Source organism: Flavobacterium piscisymbiosum (assembly GCF_020905295.1).
Classification (GTDB): domain Bacteria; phylum Bacteroidota; class Bacteroidia; order Flavobacteriales; family Flavobacteriaceae; genus Flavobacterium; species Flavobacterium piscisymbiosum.
On the sequence record NZ_JAJJMM010000001.1, the window covers coordinates 4,292,876 to 4,311,006 of the forward strand.

Genomic DNA, 18,131 nt, shown 5'->3' on the forward strand with positions numbered 1-18,131 from the left:
TTCAAATAACAAAAATGAAAAAATATCCTTTATCCCGTATTATTTTAATCTTCTTATTTTTAGTAATCTTTTTGCAGAATATTTCCGCGCAAAGTGTTGTGAAGCAAGCAGTAGTAAAAGTGGAGGGAGAAGTTTTAAAGCCCATGTCGCTGGGCATGTTGGATCTGGCAAAGATGAAACGCGTGGAAGCCACCATGAAAGACCGCGATGGGAAGTTGCAGCAGTATTCAGGGGTACCCGTGTTTGAAATACTGCAGTTGGCCGGGGTCACTGTTGGAAAAGAGCTCAAAGGGGAAAACCTTGCCAAGTACCTGCTGGTCAGATGCAGCGATGGCTATGAGGTGGTTTTCTCTTTGGCAGAACTGGATCCGAGTTTTACAAACCGGGTTATTATTTTAGCAGACTCAAATGACGGAAAACCCTTAGCAGATGGGATAGGGCCATTTCGTTTGGTTGTCCCCGATGAGAACAAACCGGCCCGATCGGCGCACGAGGTTACCCATTTAATTATCCGGTTTGCGAAAGATTAAACAGTTTTAAATATAATTGTTCTTTTTCAGTTAAATTATACTAGATTTCTTATATTTATATCCAATCAATAATTTAAGCAAGATGCAGGAAGGTAAAGTAAAATTTATAATGAAGAGAAAGGTTTTGGATTTATAACACCAAAGGATGGCGGCAGTGAAATCTTTGTTCATGCCACAGGTCTGTCGGAAAGCATCCGTGAGAACGACGAGGTGCGTTACGAGGTAGAACAGGGTAAAAAAGGCCCCAACGCAGTAAATGTGGTTGTGGTCTAATATTCTTAAAAAAAAACAAACAAAAAAGCATCTGTAAAGCAGATGCTTTTTTTGTTATACACTTTTATGGTCAAAGGATAAAGTAACTTTATTATGATCTTAAATTTGGCATAATGAAATTTGATTGGGTTATATGAGCCCTAGCGCTGCAATCTTAAATTTAATTACAGTTTGTGGTCGTGAAATCGTCTATTGCTCAATATTGAACAAAAAGAAATTACAATGTTATGTGTCTGCTGCTGCAGCCCTAGTTAATTGTCAATATTTATTTCATATGATAAAATGGAAAACCCGCCCAATACAGAAAATGCATCAGGCGGGGTGTCCATAAACATAATCTTCCATTTTATGTTTACTTAAGTTATCTAAAGGGCTGCAAGGCTCTTTTTGGGTTGTTTTAAAGTCTTTAAACTTCAAAACTTAAAGGATGGGCATCGCTGCAAAGTCAAAGGTGTGCTTTCCCGACCGGTTGTGGTTACAGCCTGTGGGTATGTTATTACACAATTCGCATTCTTAATATTTAGTCTTGACCGATGCAAGATATTATTTTTAGGTTTAATATTATTTTTTAGGAGCTTTTCCCGCTATTCGTTGCAATCTTTTGTGCCGAACCCCGGCACAAAAGGATTTCCACTGCACACGAGCGAAGCGAACTGGCGAAGCAATCGGGGCTAGGTTGTGACAGATGCTACAAAACCAACACAGGTATCTAAACAAAAAAACTAATATACACTAAAGCATAAATCGATATGTAATTTTTATCAAAAAAGTATTAGTTGGTTTTCTTTCTAAAATCTGAGAATTCAGTTCTGAAAACAAGTTTTCATCCGCATTTCCGTCGGATGTTATTCCCTGCGACCAAACCAAAAATAATTCCGAACCAGGAATATATTCCCATCTTGCAACTAAATTGGATCGAAATTGCACAAAAGCAAAATCCGGATTTTGAATTTTGTAATCTGTAATCCCATTTTTGTCTTCATCAATCTGGTAATTATTTTCTAATTCATTAAAATAAATCTGATTTGAATCAAACAAACTTACTCGATCTCCATAAAAAAATGCGGCAGGATTTATTACTTTATTAAAAGCATTGTATCTTCCTCTGGAAATAAAAGGCTGGCCATAATATTGAATGGTAAAATTTGGATTAATATTATAATCTAATCGTATAGAGGTACTTAAAGTATTTTGACTCAGATTTGCCGTAAGATATCGGGGATCAGTATTAAAACTGGTTTGAGTAATATATTGCAGCTTATTTTGCTTTGAAGAAAAACTAGCGCTTAAAGAAAAAGTAAAGGCGTTAATGGGCTGATATATAATGCCAGCAGCAAACTCAGTATATGAAAATGAATTGTTTTTGCCCTTTGTATCATAAAGGGCAAAGTTGTATTTAAACTTTTTTCTATTGTCTGAAGTAATACTGACCGATTTAAAAAACTCTTCAGAATAACGAAAACGTGGGCCTCCCTGCAAAATAGAGTTTGAATAATTTATAGGTTTATAAATCGCTAAAGCAGTAAAATTCCAATTGTTTTTTAATACAAAATCTGAATTAAAAGAATATTGCATTTTATTGTAATTTCCTTCAAAATCAAAATTTGAAAGCTGTTCCAGGTGGGTTGTGATTTTTCTAAACTGACTGAAAGGTTTTAAAGTTTCATAAGACACTAATGCATATTGTTTGATTTCGTCTGCCTGCCTTAAAAAACCAATATCATTTAGTTCCAATTCTGGAGATCTCCATATTATAGATCCTTTGTAACGCCAGTTTCCAACACTAGCTTTTCCTATTTCAAATTTTCCACCTGTTCCTGTGAGTGATCTTTTTAAAGGATCAACAGAAAGATGTCCGGCATCTGTTCTCTGGAATAAATGCGTCATATTTCGCTGTGTAGCTGTTATAGCTTCTTCGCTGCCTTCGACTTTGCTGGCAACAAAATTGCCTTTAAAATAATACTTTCTATTTTTCCAATTATGCATAAAATCCACTCCGGCTGTATAAGCAGATTGATGCATAAAGTTTAGAAAATTAGTTTCTAAATTTCGATTTACGGCAGTAAAAACAGCACCAAAATAACTGTTGCGATTATTAAAGTCTTTTTGAACTCTGCCAATAAAATAATTGGTTAATGGTTCTACCAATACCTTTTCAATTCGGCTATTTTCCTGAATTTTGGCATATTCTTTATTTGTCACACTTTCTAGCATTCCAATTGACCAGCCATTTTTAGTTTTTCCGCTAAATTTTGCTGCTCCCAAAATGGCGGTATTATTAGGAATTGACATAAAAGCACCAGATGGAACATTGGGCTGTCCGTTAGGATTTCGTCCAATTCTGCGGGAATAAAACAAATTATCCTGATCATCAGCAAAAGAATAGTTGAAAATGTTTTTATTTTCTACAAAAAAAGGACGCCGTTCATCATAAAAAACTTGAAAACCATCTAGTACAATAGTAGATGGATCAGCTTCTACTTGTCCAAAATCGGGATTAATAGTTAAGTTTAATGTTAAATCATTAGTGACACCAATTTTGGCATCTAAACCTCCGTTCAATTTAAAATCATTACCGGTTTTAAACGGATTTCCTTCTTGCGCTGGATAAGTTTCCAACTTAGAAAGTACAAAGGGCTGAATTTCGATCTGCCTTTTAGGAGATAAACCAATTAAACCTCGTAACTCTCCAAATTCACTGACCCAGCCTGGCGCATCGAGTGGAATTCGCTGCCAGACAGATCGTTCTTCGGTTCTGAAATATCTTCTGGTAGACTGCAATGCCCAAACTTGTTCAGGAAGATCACTAAATTTTAACTGACTTAACGGAATTTTGATTTCGGCAGTCCAGCCTTCCTGATCAATATTCGTTTTTAAATACCAGATTGGATTCCAATTTCCATCCCATGTTTTTCCATTATCCGAAATAAATCCATCGCTTTTTACACCGGCAACAGAAGCTGCAAATGAAAAACTGGTAAGCTGATCGTTATGACTGCTGATATTTATTTCGATCCAATCACCTTCAAAACCATCACGTCTCGATAATCTTTCTACAATTCCTTTTGGATCTTTGTCATAACACCTAAAACCAAAATAAATAAAATCTTTATCATATATAATCTTGAATTTTGTCTGTTCAGAAGGCTCAGTATTTTCATCCGGCAGATTTTCTATATAATCTCCGGTCCAGTCCACAATATCCCAACTTTCATCGGTTAGAAATCCATCGATTACGGGTGCAGCCAAAGCACCTAAAGCTTTTGTGGTGTAAACTTTTTTAGCTGTTTTAGGTACTGACTGCCCAAAGCTAAACTGAAAAAAAAATAACAATACAAACAAAGTCTTTTTATAACAAATCATATGCTTGATTTTTATTAAATCGAATTTCATCTCTAAGAACCCTGATTATTTGTTTAGTTCCAATATCCACATTTTCATAGCCGGAATTGAAGTTTTTTTCGATAATGAAAAGTTTTCATCTGTAATTACATTCTTCCCCGAAGAAAAGCCAGCTGATCTTTCGTCGTATTTCTGAAAATCAATTTCTTTTTGGGCATTGCTGGTATTCATAATACACATGATTGTTTGCGTTGCATCATATCTAAAATAAACATACAAGCCATCTACCGGAATATAATGCATCATTTTTCCGGTGGTTAAAGCCGAAGACGTTTTTCTGAAATTGGCTAATTTTCGAACTAAATCCTGAGTTGATTTTTCATCATCGGTTAATCCTTTTCCTGTAAAGGCATTTTTGGAATCTGTAGCCCATCCACCTGGAAAATCAGCACGAACCAAACCATCAGGAGCTTTGAATCCTTTAGCCAATACTTCAGAACCATAATATAATTGCGGGATCCCGCGACAAGTAAGCAGCCATTGAAAACCTATTTTTTGTTTCTCTGCATTTTCTCCCACAACAGAGAAAAAACGCGGTTCGTCATGATTGTCTAAAAGCAGCACTTTTTGCATCGGATTTTTACTTAAAAAATCACTGCTTAGTGTATAATAAAGTTTATTTACACCTTCTGTCCAGCCGAAGGGTTGAGTGAGAGCCGGAATGATTCCGTAGTATAAACTTTGAAAATCAACAACTGATGGTAAATTGCTTTTAAAAGGAGTATCCATATTATTTTGTTCAAAATAGGCTTGGTTGGCTACTCCGTGAACCATAATCTCTCCAAAAATGGTCATTTTAGGAAATTCATTTAAAATTGCCTGATTGCAGCGATTTGCAAAGTTTAAATCATTGTAAGTATATGTATCTAAACGAACTCCATCTATGCCAAAAGTTTCAATGTGCCAAATACAATTCTGAATTAAAAAGTTGGCCATGTAGGGATTATCCTGATTGATATCGGGCATGATTTTATCAAACCAGCCATCGCTCATTTTCTTCTGATCAGATTTTGTGCCGTACGGATCAAATAATGACTGTTCTCTATAATTGGTTTGGGTATATTCTGGCCAACGATGCACCCAGTCATTTTCTGGCTGGTCTTGTTCTAGAAAATGATACAATCCAAAATGATTGTAAACAGCATCAAAGATGAGTTTCATACCGCGCTGATGCAATTGATTGCTTAGTTCCTTATACTTTGTGTCTCCACCGTAACGCGCATCAATTTTATAATGATCTGTAATGGCATAACCATGTTCGGTTCGGTTCATCATATCATTTTCCATTACCGGAGTAAACCATAAAGTGGTAATTCCTAATCCCTGCAGATAATCTAAATTATTAATCACGCCCTGCAAATCACCACCATGGCGATCATACATTTGATTTCTGTCCAGCGATTGATCTCTCATTCCTTTAACACGATCATTTGTAGGATCTCCATTGCTAAAACGATCCACCATAATCAAGTCGATAAAATCAGCCGAATTTACTCCTTGCCCATACAATGTTCCATTGCCAGGTCTTCTGGAATTAAGCGACCAATTAATTTTTTGCTTTTTTCCTTTCTGAATTACTTCAATGGAAACATTTCCCGGTAGCGCGTCTGGTGAAATTAAAATATCTACAGCAAGATATCTTTTATTCGAAAATTGGTGTGTTTTCAAAACCTTTATACCAGAATAATTTATGAGAACATCAGCTGAAGAAAAAGCTTCACCTGTACTTCGAATAAGCAATTGAATAGAATTTGTTTTCATCCCGACCCACCAATTGGTTGGATATATGTCAATATTTTTGGCATTAACAATGAATGTGCAGCACATTAAAACCAAGTAAAAAAAGATTCTTTTTTTCATCTCTAACTATTTTTAGATTAATATTACCAGCGAAAGATATTTTTCTTTCGTATTCTAAAAAAGCAGTTTATTTAAACAGCATTATTTGCATTGCAAACAGCAATTTTGATTTGATAGAAAAGCATTATTTTTACATTTATAAGAAAATGACAATCCAAATGAAGGCACTTACATACGATCCTGAAAATAGATTTATGAAAATTAAATTGTATACTTTATACTGGCTGGGATATATTTTGCTTTTTAGTTTGATTCAAGGTTTACCGGCCGGAGATTTTTTAACCGCATTTTATAATGAATGGTATAGCATTTTGCCTAAAATTCTTTTTGTGACCATCGTTGTCGAATTTTTAATGCCTCGCTTTTTGTTCAGGAAAAAAACAATTGCTTTTATCACTGTATATATTCTTCTAATTTTAGTTTTTGCTTTTTTGCAGCGCTTGATCGACAATTACATTATAATTCGTTATTATCTGACTTTCTGGAAAATTGAACCAATTTTATCGGCTCCGGTTTTTTTATATAATATTAGTAAACTCCAATTTGTGGTAACTATTCCGCTGGCTTTTAAGCTGTTTTATTATTTAGCAGAAGAAAAAAATAAAGTTCAAATCATATCATCCCAAAAATTACAGGCTGAATTATCTTCTCTTCGAAATCAATTTCATCCACATTTTTTGTTCAATGTCCTCAATAGCTTGTACTCTAAAATTTTAACCAAATCAGATGATTCTGCTGAAATTGTGCTGAGAATATCCGATTTGCTTCGGTTTTCTATCTATGATGTAAATAATAGAAATATCTCCTTGCAAAATGAAGTAGATTATCTTAAAAATTATATTTCGTTGCAGCAACTGCGTTTTGAGAATCAGCTTCAATTGAGTTTTAGTGTTCACGGTACTATCGAAAATCATTCTATTGAGCCTTTTTTGATACTTCCGTTTATAGAAAACAGCTTCAAATATAGTTTAGATGAAGTAGGTCCGGCTTGGATTACCATTTCTATTGCGGTGACTAATGGATGGCTTTCTGTTAAAATTGAAAATAGTCTTCCTAAAAAAATTAGCAAGACAACAGAAAATTTGAATAGTGGAATTGGAATTGCAAATGTTAAAAGAAGATTAGAACTACTTTATCCAGAAAAGCATATTTTGACTGTGAAAAATGAAATTACGAGTTTTTTCGTTTCCTTAAAAATAAAAATAGAAGATGGCTGTAATTAACTGTATCATAATTGAAGATGAATTACCAGCCTCTATTTTGCTGGAACTTCATATTGCCCGGTTTGATTTTTTAGATTTAAAAGGCAGATTTACCAGCGTTGCAAATGCACAGAACATTTTGAAATCGCATAAAATTGACCTTATTTTTCTAGATATCAATTTACCGGGAAAATCCGGAATCGAATTTGCGAGAAGTTTATCTTCAGAAACCGCAGTAATTTTTACAACTGCTTACACAGAATATGCGGTCGAAGGATTTGAAATTGAAGCCATCGATTATATTTTAAAACCAATTGCCTTTGGACGTTTTACAAAAGCGATAAGCAAATACACAAAAATTAGGGAATCAAATCAAATCGTTTTGCATTCTAAAATTCAGGAAACTGATCGCGCGTTTATTTTTGTGAAATGCGAAAGAAAAATGGTCAAACTTTTTTTAGACGAAATTGACTATTTTGAATCTCAAGGAAACTATTTACTGATTTATACAGCAACAGAATGTTATAAAACGTATCAGTCGATTACAGAAATGGAAGAAAAATTACCTGAGGGCCTGTTTTTCAGAATTCATCGCTCATTTCTTGTTGCCATAAAAAAAATAACAAGTTATAATACAAACCATATCAATATTCAAAATAAGCAATTGCCTATTGGAAGGTTTTATCAGTCCTCTGTATCTTATTTACTGAATTCATTAACAAATAACGCTTTGAATTTATAAAATAGCGATCAGGTAAACAGGCGGGTAGGTGCGATATTGGATACAATAGACATTCTGCTCACTGAGTTTTTAGGTTTAATGTTTTTTGGGAGCTTTTTGCCGCTATTCGTTGCAATCTTTTGTGCCGAACCCCGGCACAAAAGGATTTCCACTGCACACGAGCGAAGCGAACTGGCGAAGCAATCGGGGCTAGGGCCGCGGGGATATTGGTTTGTCAAGCTCCACATTGAAACCCAATTGTGGTATCTCTATTTAATTCTCAATTATTATTTTAAACACCATACGCCACAATTCTGTTCACAGAGGATGAAGTAAATTATAATTTTCATAAACTTACTATCTTTGATTAAAATTTAGCCATTAAAGAATATTGAAATTGTGGAAAACATTCCAATCCGCCATATTAGCCAGCAAAGTGAACCTGAATTGACAGGGAGTTTTACTATACGGGAAATAACATCCTTATTGTCCGGCAGGGATATGGTTCAGGAGCTGCACAGGCATGATTTCTATTATATTTTAATTGTTAAGAATGGAGAAGGCCTTCACGATATTGACTTTACAGGCTATGAAATAAAAGATCATACTGTTTTTATGATGCGTCCCGGCCAGGTGCATAACCTTTTTCTAAAAGCAGGCTGCACGGGCTATTTAATACAATTTAAAACAGATTTTCTTTATTCTCATAACAGTGCCTCCCAAAAGCATCTGACCAGGCTAATTCAATACAGTGCTTACAACCTCGAGCAGGAAGGATTTTGCAGAATCGAGGCTGTCGTATCAGAGGCATTAAAAGAATATTCAAACAAACTCAAAGGCTATCACGAAGTTTTGAAAGCAAGCCTGAGCATTTTTCTTATTGAACTGCTTCGCCAGCGGACCGATAACGCTATTGCGGCTATGGGGGATAACACCTATGGACAGGAAAAATTGGAGCAATTTCTGGAACTTGTGGAAAAAAACAGTAGTACCCACAAACAGGTTTCACAATATACCGGTTTATTAAATTTATCGTCTTACCAGCTAAGTTCTATTACAAAAACTTTACTTGCTAAAACCCCTTCTGAGATTATAAACCAGCATATTATCCTGGAAGCCAAACGCCAGCTTTTGGCGACCTCAAAGCAAGTGGGCCAGATTGCCTGCGACTTAGGATATAATGACCCTTCTTATTTTACCCGGTTTTTTAAAAGGCATACCGGTCTCTCTCCCGAGTCCTTTAGGCAAAACTCTAAATAAGTCCTAAGGATCTTCATTTCTGTCCTATCATACAGGTTTCCACTGAAGTAATTTTGTCCAATAAAATTAATTCAAACCCAGATCAGTATGAAAACAAAAATGAAACTGATGGCATCCTTAAAGATATGGCTGGCCATTTATCCCTCCATTACACTTTTTTTATTCCTCTTTGGCAATGCATTGTCCGTATTGCCTTTATACCAGCGGACTTTTATACTCACCATAGCGCTGGTTCCCTGGATCGTATTTGCCGGGATTCCGTTTTTAGATTTTATCCAGCGACAGTTTACCTATAAACCCAAAAAATAAAAGTAAAAAATGGATCGTCCAACAACAACGGAATCTCTCAGTTCCGGCGCCACTGCCGGTACAGATTTAACAGGACCAAGGTGTAAGTTCATTAAACAAACCGGATTGGCAATAGCAGCTTTAACTTTTCCATTTCCACTTAGAGCATTTTATATGAGTACAGTTAGTAAAAAATTTGATGTCATTATTATCGGGGGAAGCTACTCCGGCCTGGCCGCAGCAATGGCACTGGGAAGGGCATTAAAACAAGTTTTGATTATCAATAGCGGTGAGCCCTGCAATGCACAAACGCCATATTCCCATAATTTCCTCACCCGGGACGGCAGCACACCTGCAGGAATCGCCGTAGTGGGAAAACAGCAGGTAGAAAAGTATCAAACTGTAAAATTCCTTAATGGCTTTGCTTCCAGTGGAAAGAAAACGGACAAAGGTTTTGAAATAATGATGGAAACCGGTGAAACTTTCCAGGCCTTAAAATTAATTTTTGCTACGGGCATAAAAGATATAATGCCGCCCATTGAGGGGTTTTCAGAGTGCTGGGGGATTTCAGCCATACATTGCCCGTATTGTCATGGCTATGAAGTTCGAGGTAGCCGGACAGGGATTCTGGGCAATGGTGATCCTGCATTTGAACTGGCTAAGATGATTTCAAACTGGACCCCGGATCTGACCCTCTATACCAATGGGGTATATGCGATAAACGCCGGGCAGAATGCCAGTCTGAAACGCCGTAATATTAGTGTTGTTGAAAAGCAGATCAGTAAGCTGGAACATCTTGGGGGCATATCCGGCATATTGTGTTTACAGACGGCACAAGATCTTCACTGAGTACTCTGTATGCCCCCAGGCCTTTTATACAGCACTGCACAATACCTGAATCTCTGGGATGTCTAATGACCCAGGACGGCTATATTAAGACCGATCCTTTTCAGCAGACCTCCATTGAAGGCATTTATGCTTCGGGGGACAATGCCTCTCGGGCCAGGACTCTTGCCAATGCAGTTGCAATGGGAACGGCAGCGGGTATGGCAGCCAGTAAAAAGCTGATACTGGAACAATTTTGATGTTGATGCCCATAAGGGCTCACAAGGAGGCATTATCTGAGTTCTGTCCTGTCCAGCTTCATTTCGGTCCTAACAAATTGAAAACACCTGAGATATCTTTCAAAGAAAATAAACCAAAAAAAATTAAAATTCACAATTATGAAAATTATTATAGTAGGTGCAAGCGGCACTATGGGAAAACATTTAGTCAAAGCACTGGAAAAGGAGCATGAAGTTATCACAGTGGCATCCAAAGGATGTGACATCGATGCTGATATTACATCACCGGAATCCATTGAAAACCTATTTAGGAAGGCCGGCTCATTTGATGCCTTGATTTCAACGGCAGGCCCGACATTTGTAGGTCCATGGGGCAAATTAAATGATGCAGCATTCAGAAAGGGAGTGGAAGGAAAAATGATGGGGCAGATCAACCTGGTGCTGATAGGTCAGCATTATATCAACCCGAAAGGTTCCTTTACCCTAATTACCGGAGCCTTGACCCATGAGCCTCAGGTAAACTTTGCCAATGCATCAGCTGTTAACGGTGCTGTGGAAGGATTTGTCCGTGCAGCGGCCATTGAGCTGGATAACGGGATTCGTATCAATGCAGTAAGCCCCACAGTCATCGAAGATTCCCCGCAGTATTTCCCATACTTCCCCGGAGAGATGCCAACCACCATGAGACAGTTGGAATTTATGTTTCGTAAAAGCGTATTTGGCAAGGGAACCGGTCATATTATTAGGGCTTAATTTTTGAGCAACTGCACTTCAAAGCGGTCAGCTTTGGAATTGATTGGGCTGCTTATTGCCCGGCAGAGCTCATACAAATTTTCAGCCGGGGCCCGCAAGCCCTGGCTTATTTGTTTTGTTCATTGCAGGCTGAAAGTTTTCAGCCATTTTTGCTGTCTGTGGGAATACACCTCTGCAAAAAACGGTTATTATTAATGGTTTTTTACAGGCATCAAATCTGGGTACCTAAAAACTTGCGCTCAGAAAGTTTATTATTTCGGGTTGCGCCATCAAGCGATGCGTACCTTGCGAGTTCATCTTCTTTAAGCTCGTCATTTCCCAGTTCCCTAATTTCGAATTCCTTCCTTACCCGATTATCCTTTTCGGGCGCTGTGGTCTCAAAGAAATCATTTTCAGTCTCATTGCTCTTTTGAGAATCAATATCAGTTTGAGACCCCTCCCATGGGTCATTCTCTATAAGGTCGTTTTCTATGTCCCTCCCCCTTATGTCTTTGGGGCCGCTTTGGGGTTCCTTTTAAGGGTGCTGCGGGTTATAGGGGTCGGGTCTTTTTGGCTGCGGTTTTTGGGTCTTTGATCGGGTTTTGGGAATTACAGTGGTTTTTGTGGTAATTTTTTGTTGTATCTTTTTCGGTTTGATGTTATTTTTTTGGAGCTTTTTCCCGCTATTCGTTGCAATCTTTTGTGCCGAACACCGGCACAAAAGGATTTTCACTGCTATCGGGGCTAGGATCTGTAACAGATCCAATTTGTCTTTGGAGAGAGCAGGATTCGAACCATAAGCTGGGAACCGCTGTATATGCCACTTTTATTTATGTCTTGAACCTCTGTGCACCGATTCTGCACCCAAATTCAATTTTACTATTCAATATTAAATCATTCACAAAAATTAAGATACTAACTAATTAACAGACAGTAGTATTATTCTTTTTTTTGTATTACAAATATATCAAAAATATCGAATATTTAGGTTTAAGAGATTGCAGCATTATTCTACAGTAGTAAAAAAGGTATCAACTCCAAAGTGTAAACCAAAGTTAATTTTGTGCGAGTATTAAATTTTCTAATGTTTCACGATGCGTTTCGCCCCATTTTGCAGTACGAGCAATAACTGGTATAAGTGTTTGTCCTAAAGGTGTCAATTCATATTCTACCTTTAAAGGCATTTCGTTAAAATCAACTTTAGAAAGAATTCCATGATCAATGAGTTGTTTCAGCTGTGTATCTAAAACCCTGCGGCTTGCTTTAGGGATTTTCCTTTGTAATTCTCCAGGTCTTTTAATTCCAGAATAAATACTCCAGATCAAAGCAAGTTTCCATTTTCCATTCATCACTTCGAGAAATAAATTTAATCCACAATCAAGGGAAACAGGTAATTTTTTTTTGTAAGTCATAAGGTAATTTTCTACAGTAAAAATAGTGAAAAATAAAAACCTGATATAGGTGAATTTAGCCGTAATTGTATGTTTTGACCTTTCTGCTTAATTTTGCTTCATAAAATAAAAGTTATGAAAAATAAGTTATTTGGAAAGAAAACAGGTTTATATGCCAGTGAGTTAGTTTTAGGAGCTGCTATGTTAGGAAACCGAAAAGGATATGGCTCTACGGCCGAAGAAGCGAAACATATTCTAACAGCTTACGCAGATGCCGGAGGAAATTTTATAGACATTTCTGACCGTTACCAGCTTGGTGAATCCGAGGAAATTGTTGGTAAGTTTATGGAGCATCAGCGAAGTAATTTTATAATCTGTACTAAATACACACAAAGTAATGAAAGCAATCCAGCAATAAGCAACTACGGAAATCATCGCAAAGCAATGAGACAGGCTGTAGAATCAAGTCTGAAACGATTAAAAACAGATTATATTGATGTGTACATGCCACATTTTGATGACGGTGTTACTCCTATGGATGAGATTGTACGAGGTTTGGAAGATTTAGTAAATGCTGGAAAAGTGCTTTATACAGGCTTAACAAATTTTCCTGCTTGGAAGGCCGCTGCAATTGCAAAAAGCGCAAATCTAAGTGCCATTCAAATTGAATATAACTTAATACAACGCACTGCTGACAGGGAATTTATACCGATGGCTTCAGAATTTGGTTTAGGAATAATGATGTATTCACCATTGGCCGGTGGTTTGTTGACAGGAAAATACCGTCAGGGAGAATCCGGACGTATAAACTCCGGTTCAAATTCAGAATACAACGAAAACGATGTTACAAAAAAAATTATAGATGCGCTTATCACCATTTCTGAGGAACTGGGTATTACACCGGGTCAGGTAGCTTTTGCATGGACTTTGTCTAAAGATGCTTTTCCAATAGTTGGAGCACGTGCTGTCTCTCATTTAAATGATGCTTTAAAGGCAGTATCCGTTCCGCTTACTGCAGATCATATTTCGATTTTAGATCAGCTTAGTATGGTATCTTTAGGTTATCCTCATGATTTGCTGCAACAAGTCCGAGGCTGATAAATTTAATTACTAAATTCTGTAGTAAAGTGTCTTTTTGCTGAAGATAATTCATAGCAATTGCTGGACTTCCAAACAAGCCCTGATTTAAATGTTAAATCGTTGAAAGCGAATGTTGTAAAAGATTATCTTCAGCTGTTTGTAGGTAGTGCTTGTCACTATTTGTAACAACTCTTTTTTGTTAGTATATGAATTAGAAGATGTTCAACATACTGAAGAGTTATTTTAAATTTTCTAATAAGCCTTGCAGAAATATTACTACCCAAAAGACTGATCATCGCTTATCAAGTGATGTATATAAAAATGCTAAGTCTTTAAAAGTTTTGAATCGAGCAGATGAACGTTGAGTTTAATGAATGTTATTTACATGTTGATTTTGTTCAATTTATAATTTTTAAAAACATCATGTGCCACGATTGCGCCACAAAACTATGACGGGTGAAATATTTTTAAAAAACGCCTTAACTTTTTGTGGCAGAAAAGGTATCCACTCCAATCATCATGTGCCACGATTGTGCCACAAAACTTAGACGGGTGAAATATTTTTAAAAAACGCCTTAACTTTTTGTGGCAAAACAGGTATCCATTCCATTCTAATAAAAGTTTTAAATCGGCCAGACGAACATTGAGCGGTATTGAAGTTGTACATATGCCTGAGATGTTTAGACCAGGGAGAACTATGTTTAAATCATTCTGTAAATTATCCGTTTAACTTTTAAATTACTTAAATTCTTATATTTGATTCTGACAGATGCGACAGACCCTTTCTTTTTCACTGTTAAGCAACTTCACTAATAATTGAACTCAAAAAAAGTTTTAAATTTAAAAACAATGCATTCTTATCCTAGTAAATCAGTTTTTAATACTGCACCATTACTTGCATTCGTTACCAATGCTCTATATTGTCCAAGCCATTTTGAAGTTAACATTTTTTTAGTGGGTTGGAATACTGCTTTTCTGGCATTTATTTCGTCATGGCTTAAGTTCACAGATAAGGTATATCCATCTACATCAATATGTATTTCATCTCCGTCTTTTAGAAGACCAATCATACCGCCTTCTGCCGCTTCGGGAGAAACATGACCAATTGAAGCGCCTCTGGTGGCACCGCTGAACCTTCCGTCAGTTATTAAAGCTACAGAACTTCCCAATCCCATCCCCATAATTAAACTAGTTGGAGACAACATTTCCTGCATTCCGGGCCCGCCTTTTGGACCCTCATATCTAATAACCACGACATTTCCAGCTTTTACTTTTCCCATCATTATTCCCGCAATCGCTTCGGTCTGACCATCAAAACAAACTGCTTTTCCTGTAAAGACCCTTGTACCAGTAAGGCCGGCAGTTTTAATTACAGCACCTTGCTCGGCAAGATTGCCATACAAAATAGCAAGTCCGCCAACTTTGCTATACGGATTGTCTATTGTATGAATAATGTTAGTGTCTTTGATTTCAGCATTTGCTATTTTTTCCAATAAAGTTTCACCGCTGATCGTCAAATTATCAATCAGAACTCCTGAGCCTCTTTTGTTCATTTCTTTCATAACCGCATTTACACCGCCCGCTCTGTTTATATCTTCCATATGAACCGTACTTAGACTTGGCGATATTTTAGCAATATGAGAAACATTTCCCGAAATGGTATTAATATCTTTTAATTGGAAATCAACATCAGCTTCATTTGCAATAGCAAGCATATGTAATACCGTATTACTGCTTCCACCCATCGCCATGTCGACTGCAAAAGCATTTCTAACCGCATTTTCGTTTAAAATATTCCTTAGTTTAAACTTTTCTATCTCATTTTGATCTTTCGCGATAGTACAGATTCTTCGGGCAGCCTGGCGATACAATTCTTCACGTTCCGGAGTCTGAGCCAGTATTGTTCCGTTGCCGGGTAAAGCAATGCCCATAGCTTCCATTAATGTGTTCATAGAATTGGCTGTAAACATTCCAGAACAGCTTCCACCGCTGGGGCATGCATTGCATTCTATATCATACAACTCTTCTTCTGTAATTTTACCAGCTTCGTGCTTTCCAACCGCTTCAAATGCGGTAGCAAGATCGATTGGCGCGCCATTTTTTGTATATCCTTTTGACATCGGTCCACCACTAACAAAAATAGTAGGAACATCAACCCGCAATGCCCCCATAATCATTCCGGGGACGATTTTATCGCAGTTTGGAATGGCAATCATAGCATCGAGTTTATGAGCATTCATCACACTTTCAATTGAGTTTGCTATAATTTCGCGGCTTGGAAGAGAATATAACATTCCATCATGTCCCATTGCAATTCCATCATCTATTCCAATAGTATTAAATTCGAAGGGCACGCAGCCGTTGGCCCTAATTTCTTCTTTGATAATTTCGGCTACTTTATTTAGAAAAAAATGTCCTGGAATAATCTCAATAAAAGAATTGGCTACACCAATAAAAGGTTTCCCAAAATCCTCATTTTTTAGTCCGGTTGCTCTTAATAATGCTCTATGAGGTGTTCTTTGAACCCCTTTTTTTACTTCATCGCTTCTCATATGTTTTTTTTTAATTGTATTCTGCAGATACTAATTTTTGCTTAAGGATATTATATTTGAGATTTAATTCTACTGAGTGTTTCAGGCGAAATATTAAGGTAGGCCGCAAGATTTGCATTCGATAATCTCTGAACCAGTTCAGGATTATTTTTAAGAAGACCTCTATAACGTTCCGATGCATTTTGGGTAAGTAAGCTATTTAGTTTAGATGTGATTACAGTTAATCCATATTCAAGAATATAGATGTACATTTTATCCCATTGCGGGATTGTTTCTCTTAAACGGAAAAAATCATGATGGGAAATAACTAATAGTTCTGAATTTTCAACTGCCTCAATGTATTCTAAAGAAGATTCTCTTGAAATGAAGCTTACAATGGATGTTAAAAAAGTATTTTCAAACGCCATGAATCTCGTAGATATACTATGATCATTGTTACTGTAATACAATCGCAGGCATCCTTTATTTATAAAGAAAATTTGATCAGCAGTTTGATTTTCCCGAAGCAGTAACTGATTTTTTGATGCATTATAGGGCTTAAAAAAAGAAAGAACATTATCTAGCTGTTCTTCATTTATAGTTGTTTCGTCCTTTATAAGCTGCGCAAGTACCTTTTTCATTTTTTAATTACTTTTTCATTGCGTCAAAATTATGCTAAATTGATTTTATAGACATTGACATTGATCAAAATCGTAATTTTCTTCAAAAAGTTTGATTGTAGTAAATGATGGTACAATTTTTTGTAACCCCGATTAGAATATTTTTTTATCCGAAAGAACTTCCTCTTTGAGTATTTTATTTAACTCTAAAAATTTTTAAAATGAAAGAAAAAAATCAAATTTCGATGGAGATTGTCAATCCTAAAGCTGCAGGAATAGACATCGGAAGCAGGGGTCATTTTGTAGCTATTGGTCAAAAGGAAGAACACATAAGAGAGTTTGGTGTTTATAATGAAGACCTCAAAGCAATATCAAATTGGCTTAAAGAAAATGGCATCCTAACCATAGCAATGGAAAGTACAGGCACTTATTGGCAAGCATTATATGCTGTTTTGCTCAACGATGGTTTTCAAGTGATATTGTGCAATGGAAAATTCACCAAAAACATCCTATAACAGGGGATATTTCGGGTAATTATACTGGTAGTTTATTACGTTATGACTTTAGCGGGCAAAACATTATTAGCAGTACACCACTGGAAATAGACTTACATCAGGAAGAAAAACAATTAGCCGGAGAGTGGAAAGAAACAGGGGGAGACGCAGTAGTTTTTGCAGCCCGAATACAGGAAAATGCGATCGTATTTAAAGACTCCAAAATAGACCGTACGGAACACTTTTACAAGGGGCGATCCAATACATATGAATTTAAGGAAGCGCAACTTCAATTGCTGCAGACGGACGAATCACTGTTTATCATAGGCAACCTCCAGCTCTATAACATCGAGGAACGGGAGAACGAAAAGCCCATGTACATCATTTTAGAGAAAAAACAATCGAGACCTGTTACCACGGCCAGTGAAATACTATCCAAAATTGTCGTTTATCCCAACCCTTTTGAAAGTAGTTTTCAATTGAGTTTTGATTTAACCGAAACTACCAACGTAACTGCAAGTGTACACTCCTTATCGGGACAATTGCTCTATACTACCCAATGGGACAGTCTGAGCCAGGGCACACTAAGCAAAACCATAAGCCTTAACGCCCCCTCTGGTTACTATGTGCTCCGCCTGAATTACGGACAAGAAGTAAAAACTGCTATTTTAATTAAAAAATAA

The 18,131-nt window shown here is 36.7% G+C and carries 16 protein-coding genes and 1 pseudogene; 12 read left to right on the forward strand and 5 right to left on the reverse strand.

What is annotated here, in order from left to right; translation table 11 throughout:
* Positions 1-14: 14 nt before the first annotated feature.
* Both LNP81_RS18470 and LNP81_RS27370 read left to right on the forward strand, forming a co-directional pair.
* Positions 15-530: a molybdopterin-binding protein gene (locus tag LNP81_RS18470; RefSeq protein WP_131423805.1), complete on the forward strand. Its 516-nt coding sequence runs from the start codon at positions 15-17 to the stop codon at positions 528-530.
* Positions 531-612: 82 nt separating this feature from the next.
* A pseudogene (locus LNP81_RS27370) lies at positions 613-803 on the forward strand (cold-shock protein).
* Positions 804-1,535: 732 nt separating this feature from the next.
* Here LNP81_RS27370 and LNP81_RS18480 read toward each other — a convergent pair.
* Both LNP81_RS18480 and LNP81_RS18485 read right to left on the reverse strand, forming a co-directional pair.
* Positions 1,536-4,166 (reverse strand): DUF5916 domain-containing protein, encoded by a 2,631-nt coding sequence (locus tag LNP81_RS18480; RefSeq protein ID WP_230038377.1) that lies wholly within the window; start codon positions 4,164-4,166, stop codon positions 1,536-1,538.
* 45 nt (positions 4,167-4,211) lie between these two features.
* On the reverse strand, positions 4,212-6,065 hold the full coding sequence (locus LNP81_RS18485; protein ID WP_121321645.1) for an alpha-amylase family glycosyl hydrolase: 1,854 nt from the start codon (positions 6,063-6,065) through the stop codon (positions 4,212-4,214).
* Between the two features lie 158 nt (positions 6,066-6,223).
* Here LNP81_RS18485 and LNP81_RS18490 point away from each other — a divergent pair, with 158 nt between their 5' ends.
* The 7 genes from LNP81_RS18490 to LNP81_RS18515 all read left to right on the forward strand — a co-directional run bounded on the left by LNP81_RS18490 (position 6,224) and on the right by LNP81_RS18515 (position 11,353).
* A complete protein-coding gene (locus tag LNP81_RS18490; RefSeq protein ID WP_158596312.1) occupies positions 6,224-7,288 on the forward strand; it encodes a sensor histidine kinase in 1,065 nt (354 codons plus the stop codon).
* On the forward strand, positions 7,275-8,009 hold the full coding sequence (locus LNP81_RS18495) for a LytR/AlgR family response regulator transcription factor (protein ID WP_230038379.1): 735 nt from the start codon (positions 7,275-7,277) through the stop codon (positions 8,007-8,009). The genes LNP81_RS18490 and LNP81_RS18495 overlap by 14 nt, the downstream gene beginning before the upstream one ends.
* 378 nt (positions 8,010-8,387) lie before the next feature.
* Positions 8,388-9,248, forward strand: coding sequence for an AraC family transcriptional regulator (locus LNP81_RS18500; RefSeq protein WP_230038380.1), 861 nt, complete (start codon positions 8,388-8,390; stop codon positions 9,246-9,248).
* Between the two features lie 87 nt (positions 9,249-9,335).
* On the forward strand, positions 9,336-9,557 hold the full coding sequence (locus LNP81_RS18505) for a putative antibiotic biosynthesis monooxygenase (RefSeq protein WP_230038382.1): 222 nt from the start codon (positions 9,336-9,338) through the stop codon (positions 9,555-9,557).
* A 9-nt stretch (positions 9,558-9,566) separates the two neighbouring features.
* On the forward strand, positions 9,567-10,385 hold the full coding sequence (locus LNP81_RS18510; protein WP_346432742.1) for an NAD(P)/FAD-dependent oxidoreductase: 819 nt from the start codon (positions 9,567-9,569) through the stop codon (positions 10,383-10,385).
* Between the two features lie 65 nt (positions 10,386-10,450).
* Complete coding sequence (locus tag LNP81_RS27475) at positions 10,451-10,621, forward strand: FAD-dependent oxidoreductase (protein ID WP_346432743.1); 171 nt, start codon at positions 10,451-10,453, stop codon at positions 10,619-10,621.
* A 138-nt stretch (positions 10,622-10,759) separates the two neighbouring features.
* Positions 10,760-11,353 (forward strand): short chain dehydrogenase, encoded by a 594-nt coding sequence (locus LNP81_RS18515; RefSeq protein ID WP_230038385.1) that lies wholly within the window; start codon positions 10,760-10,762, stop codon positions 11,351-11,353.
* A 1,034-nt stretch (positions 11,354-12,387) separates the two neighbouring features.
* Here the strand turns inward: LNP81_RS18515 and LNP81_RS18520 are convergent.
* The gene (locus LNP81_RS18520; protein ID WP_121321579.1) at positions 12,388-12,744 is read right to left on the reverse strand and encodes a winged helix-turn-helix transcriptional regulator; all 357 of its coding nucleotides are present in this window, start codon (positions 12,742-12,744) and stop codon (positions 12,388-12,390) included.
* A 114-nt stretch (positions 12,745-12,858) separates the two neighbouring features.
* Here LNP81_RS18520 and LNP81_RS18525 point away from each other — a divergent pair, with 114 nt between their 5' ends.
* Positions 12,859-13,821, forward strand: a complete 963-nt coding sequence (locus tag LNP81_RS18525) for an aldo/keto reductase (RefSeq protein WP_121321577.1) — start codon at positions 12,859-12,861, stop codon at positions 13,819-13,821.
* 839 nt (positions 13,822-14,660) lie between these two features.
* Here LNP81_RS18525 and ilvD read toward each other — a convergent pair.
* Together ilvD and LNP81_RS18535 are read right to left on the reverse strand one after the other, a co-directional pair.
* On the reverse strand, positions 14,661-16,355 hold the full coding sequence (gene ilvD / locus LNP81_RS18530) for a dihydroxy-acid dehydratase (RefSeq protein WP_121321575.1): 1,695 nt from the start codon (positions 16,353-16,355) through the stop codon (positions 14,661-14,663).
* A gap of 50 nt (positions 16,356-16,405) precedes the next feature.
* A complete protein-coding gene (locus LNP81_RS18535; RefSeq protein WP_121321573.1) occupies positions 16,406-16,975 on the reverse strand; it encodes a Crp/Fnr family transcriptional regulator in 570 nt (189 codons plus the stop codon).
* 200 nt (positions 16,976-17,175) lie between these two features.
* On the opposite strand from LNP81_RS18535, the gene LNP81_RS18540 reads away from it, so the two are divergent.
* Both LNP81_RS18540 and LNP81_RS27480 read left to right on the forward strand, forming a co-directional pair.
* Positions 17,176-17,469, forward strand: coding sequence for an IS110 family transposase (locus tag LNP81_RS18540; protein ID WP_121321571.1), 294 nt, complete (start codon positions 17,176-17,178; stop codon positions 17,467-17,469).
* A complete protein-coding gene (locus LNP81_RS27480) occupies positions 17,436-18,131 on the forward strand; it encodes a T9SS type A sorting domain-containing protein (RefSeq protein ID WP_121321569.1) in 696 nt (231 codons plus the stop codon). Before LNP81_RS18540 ends, LNP81_RS27480 begins: the two co-directional genes overlap by 34 nt.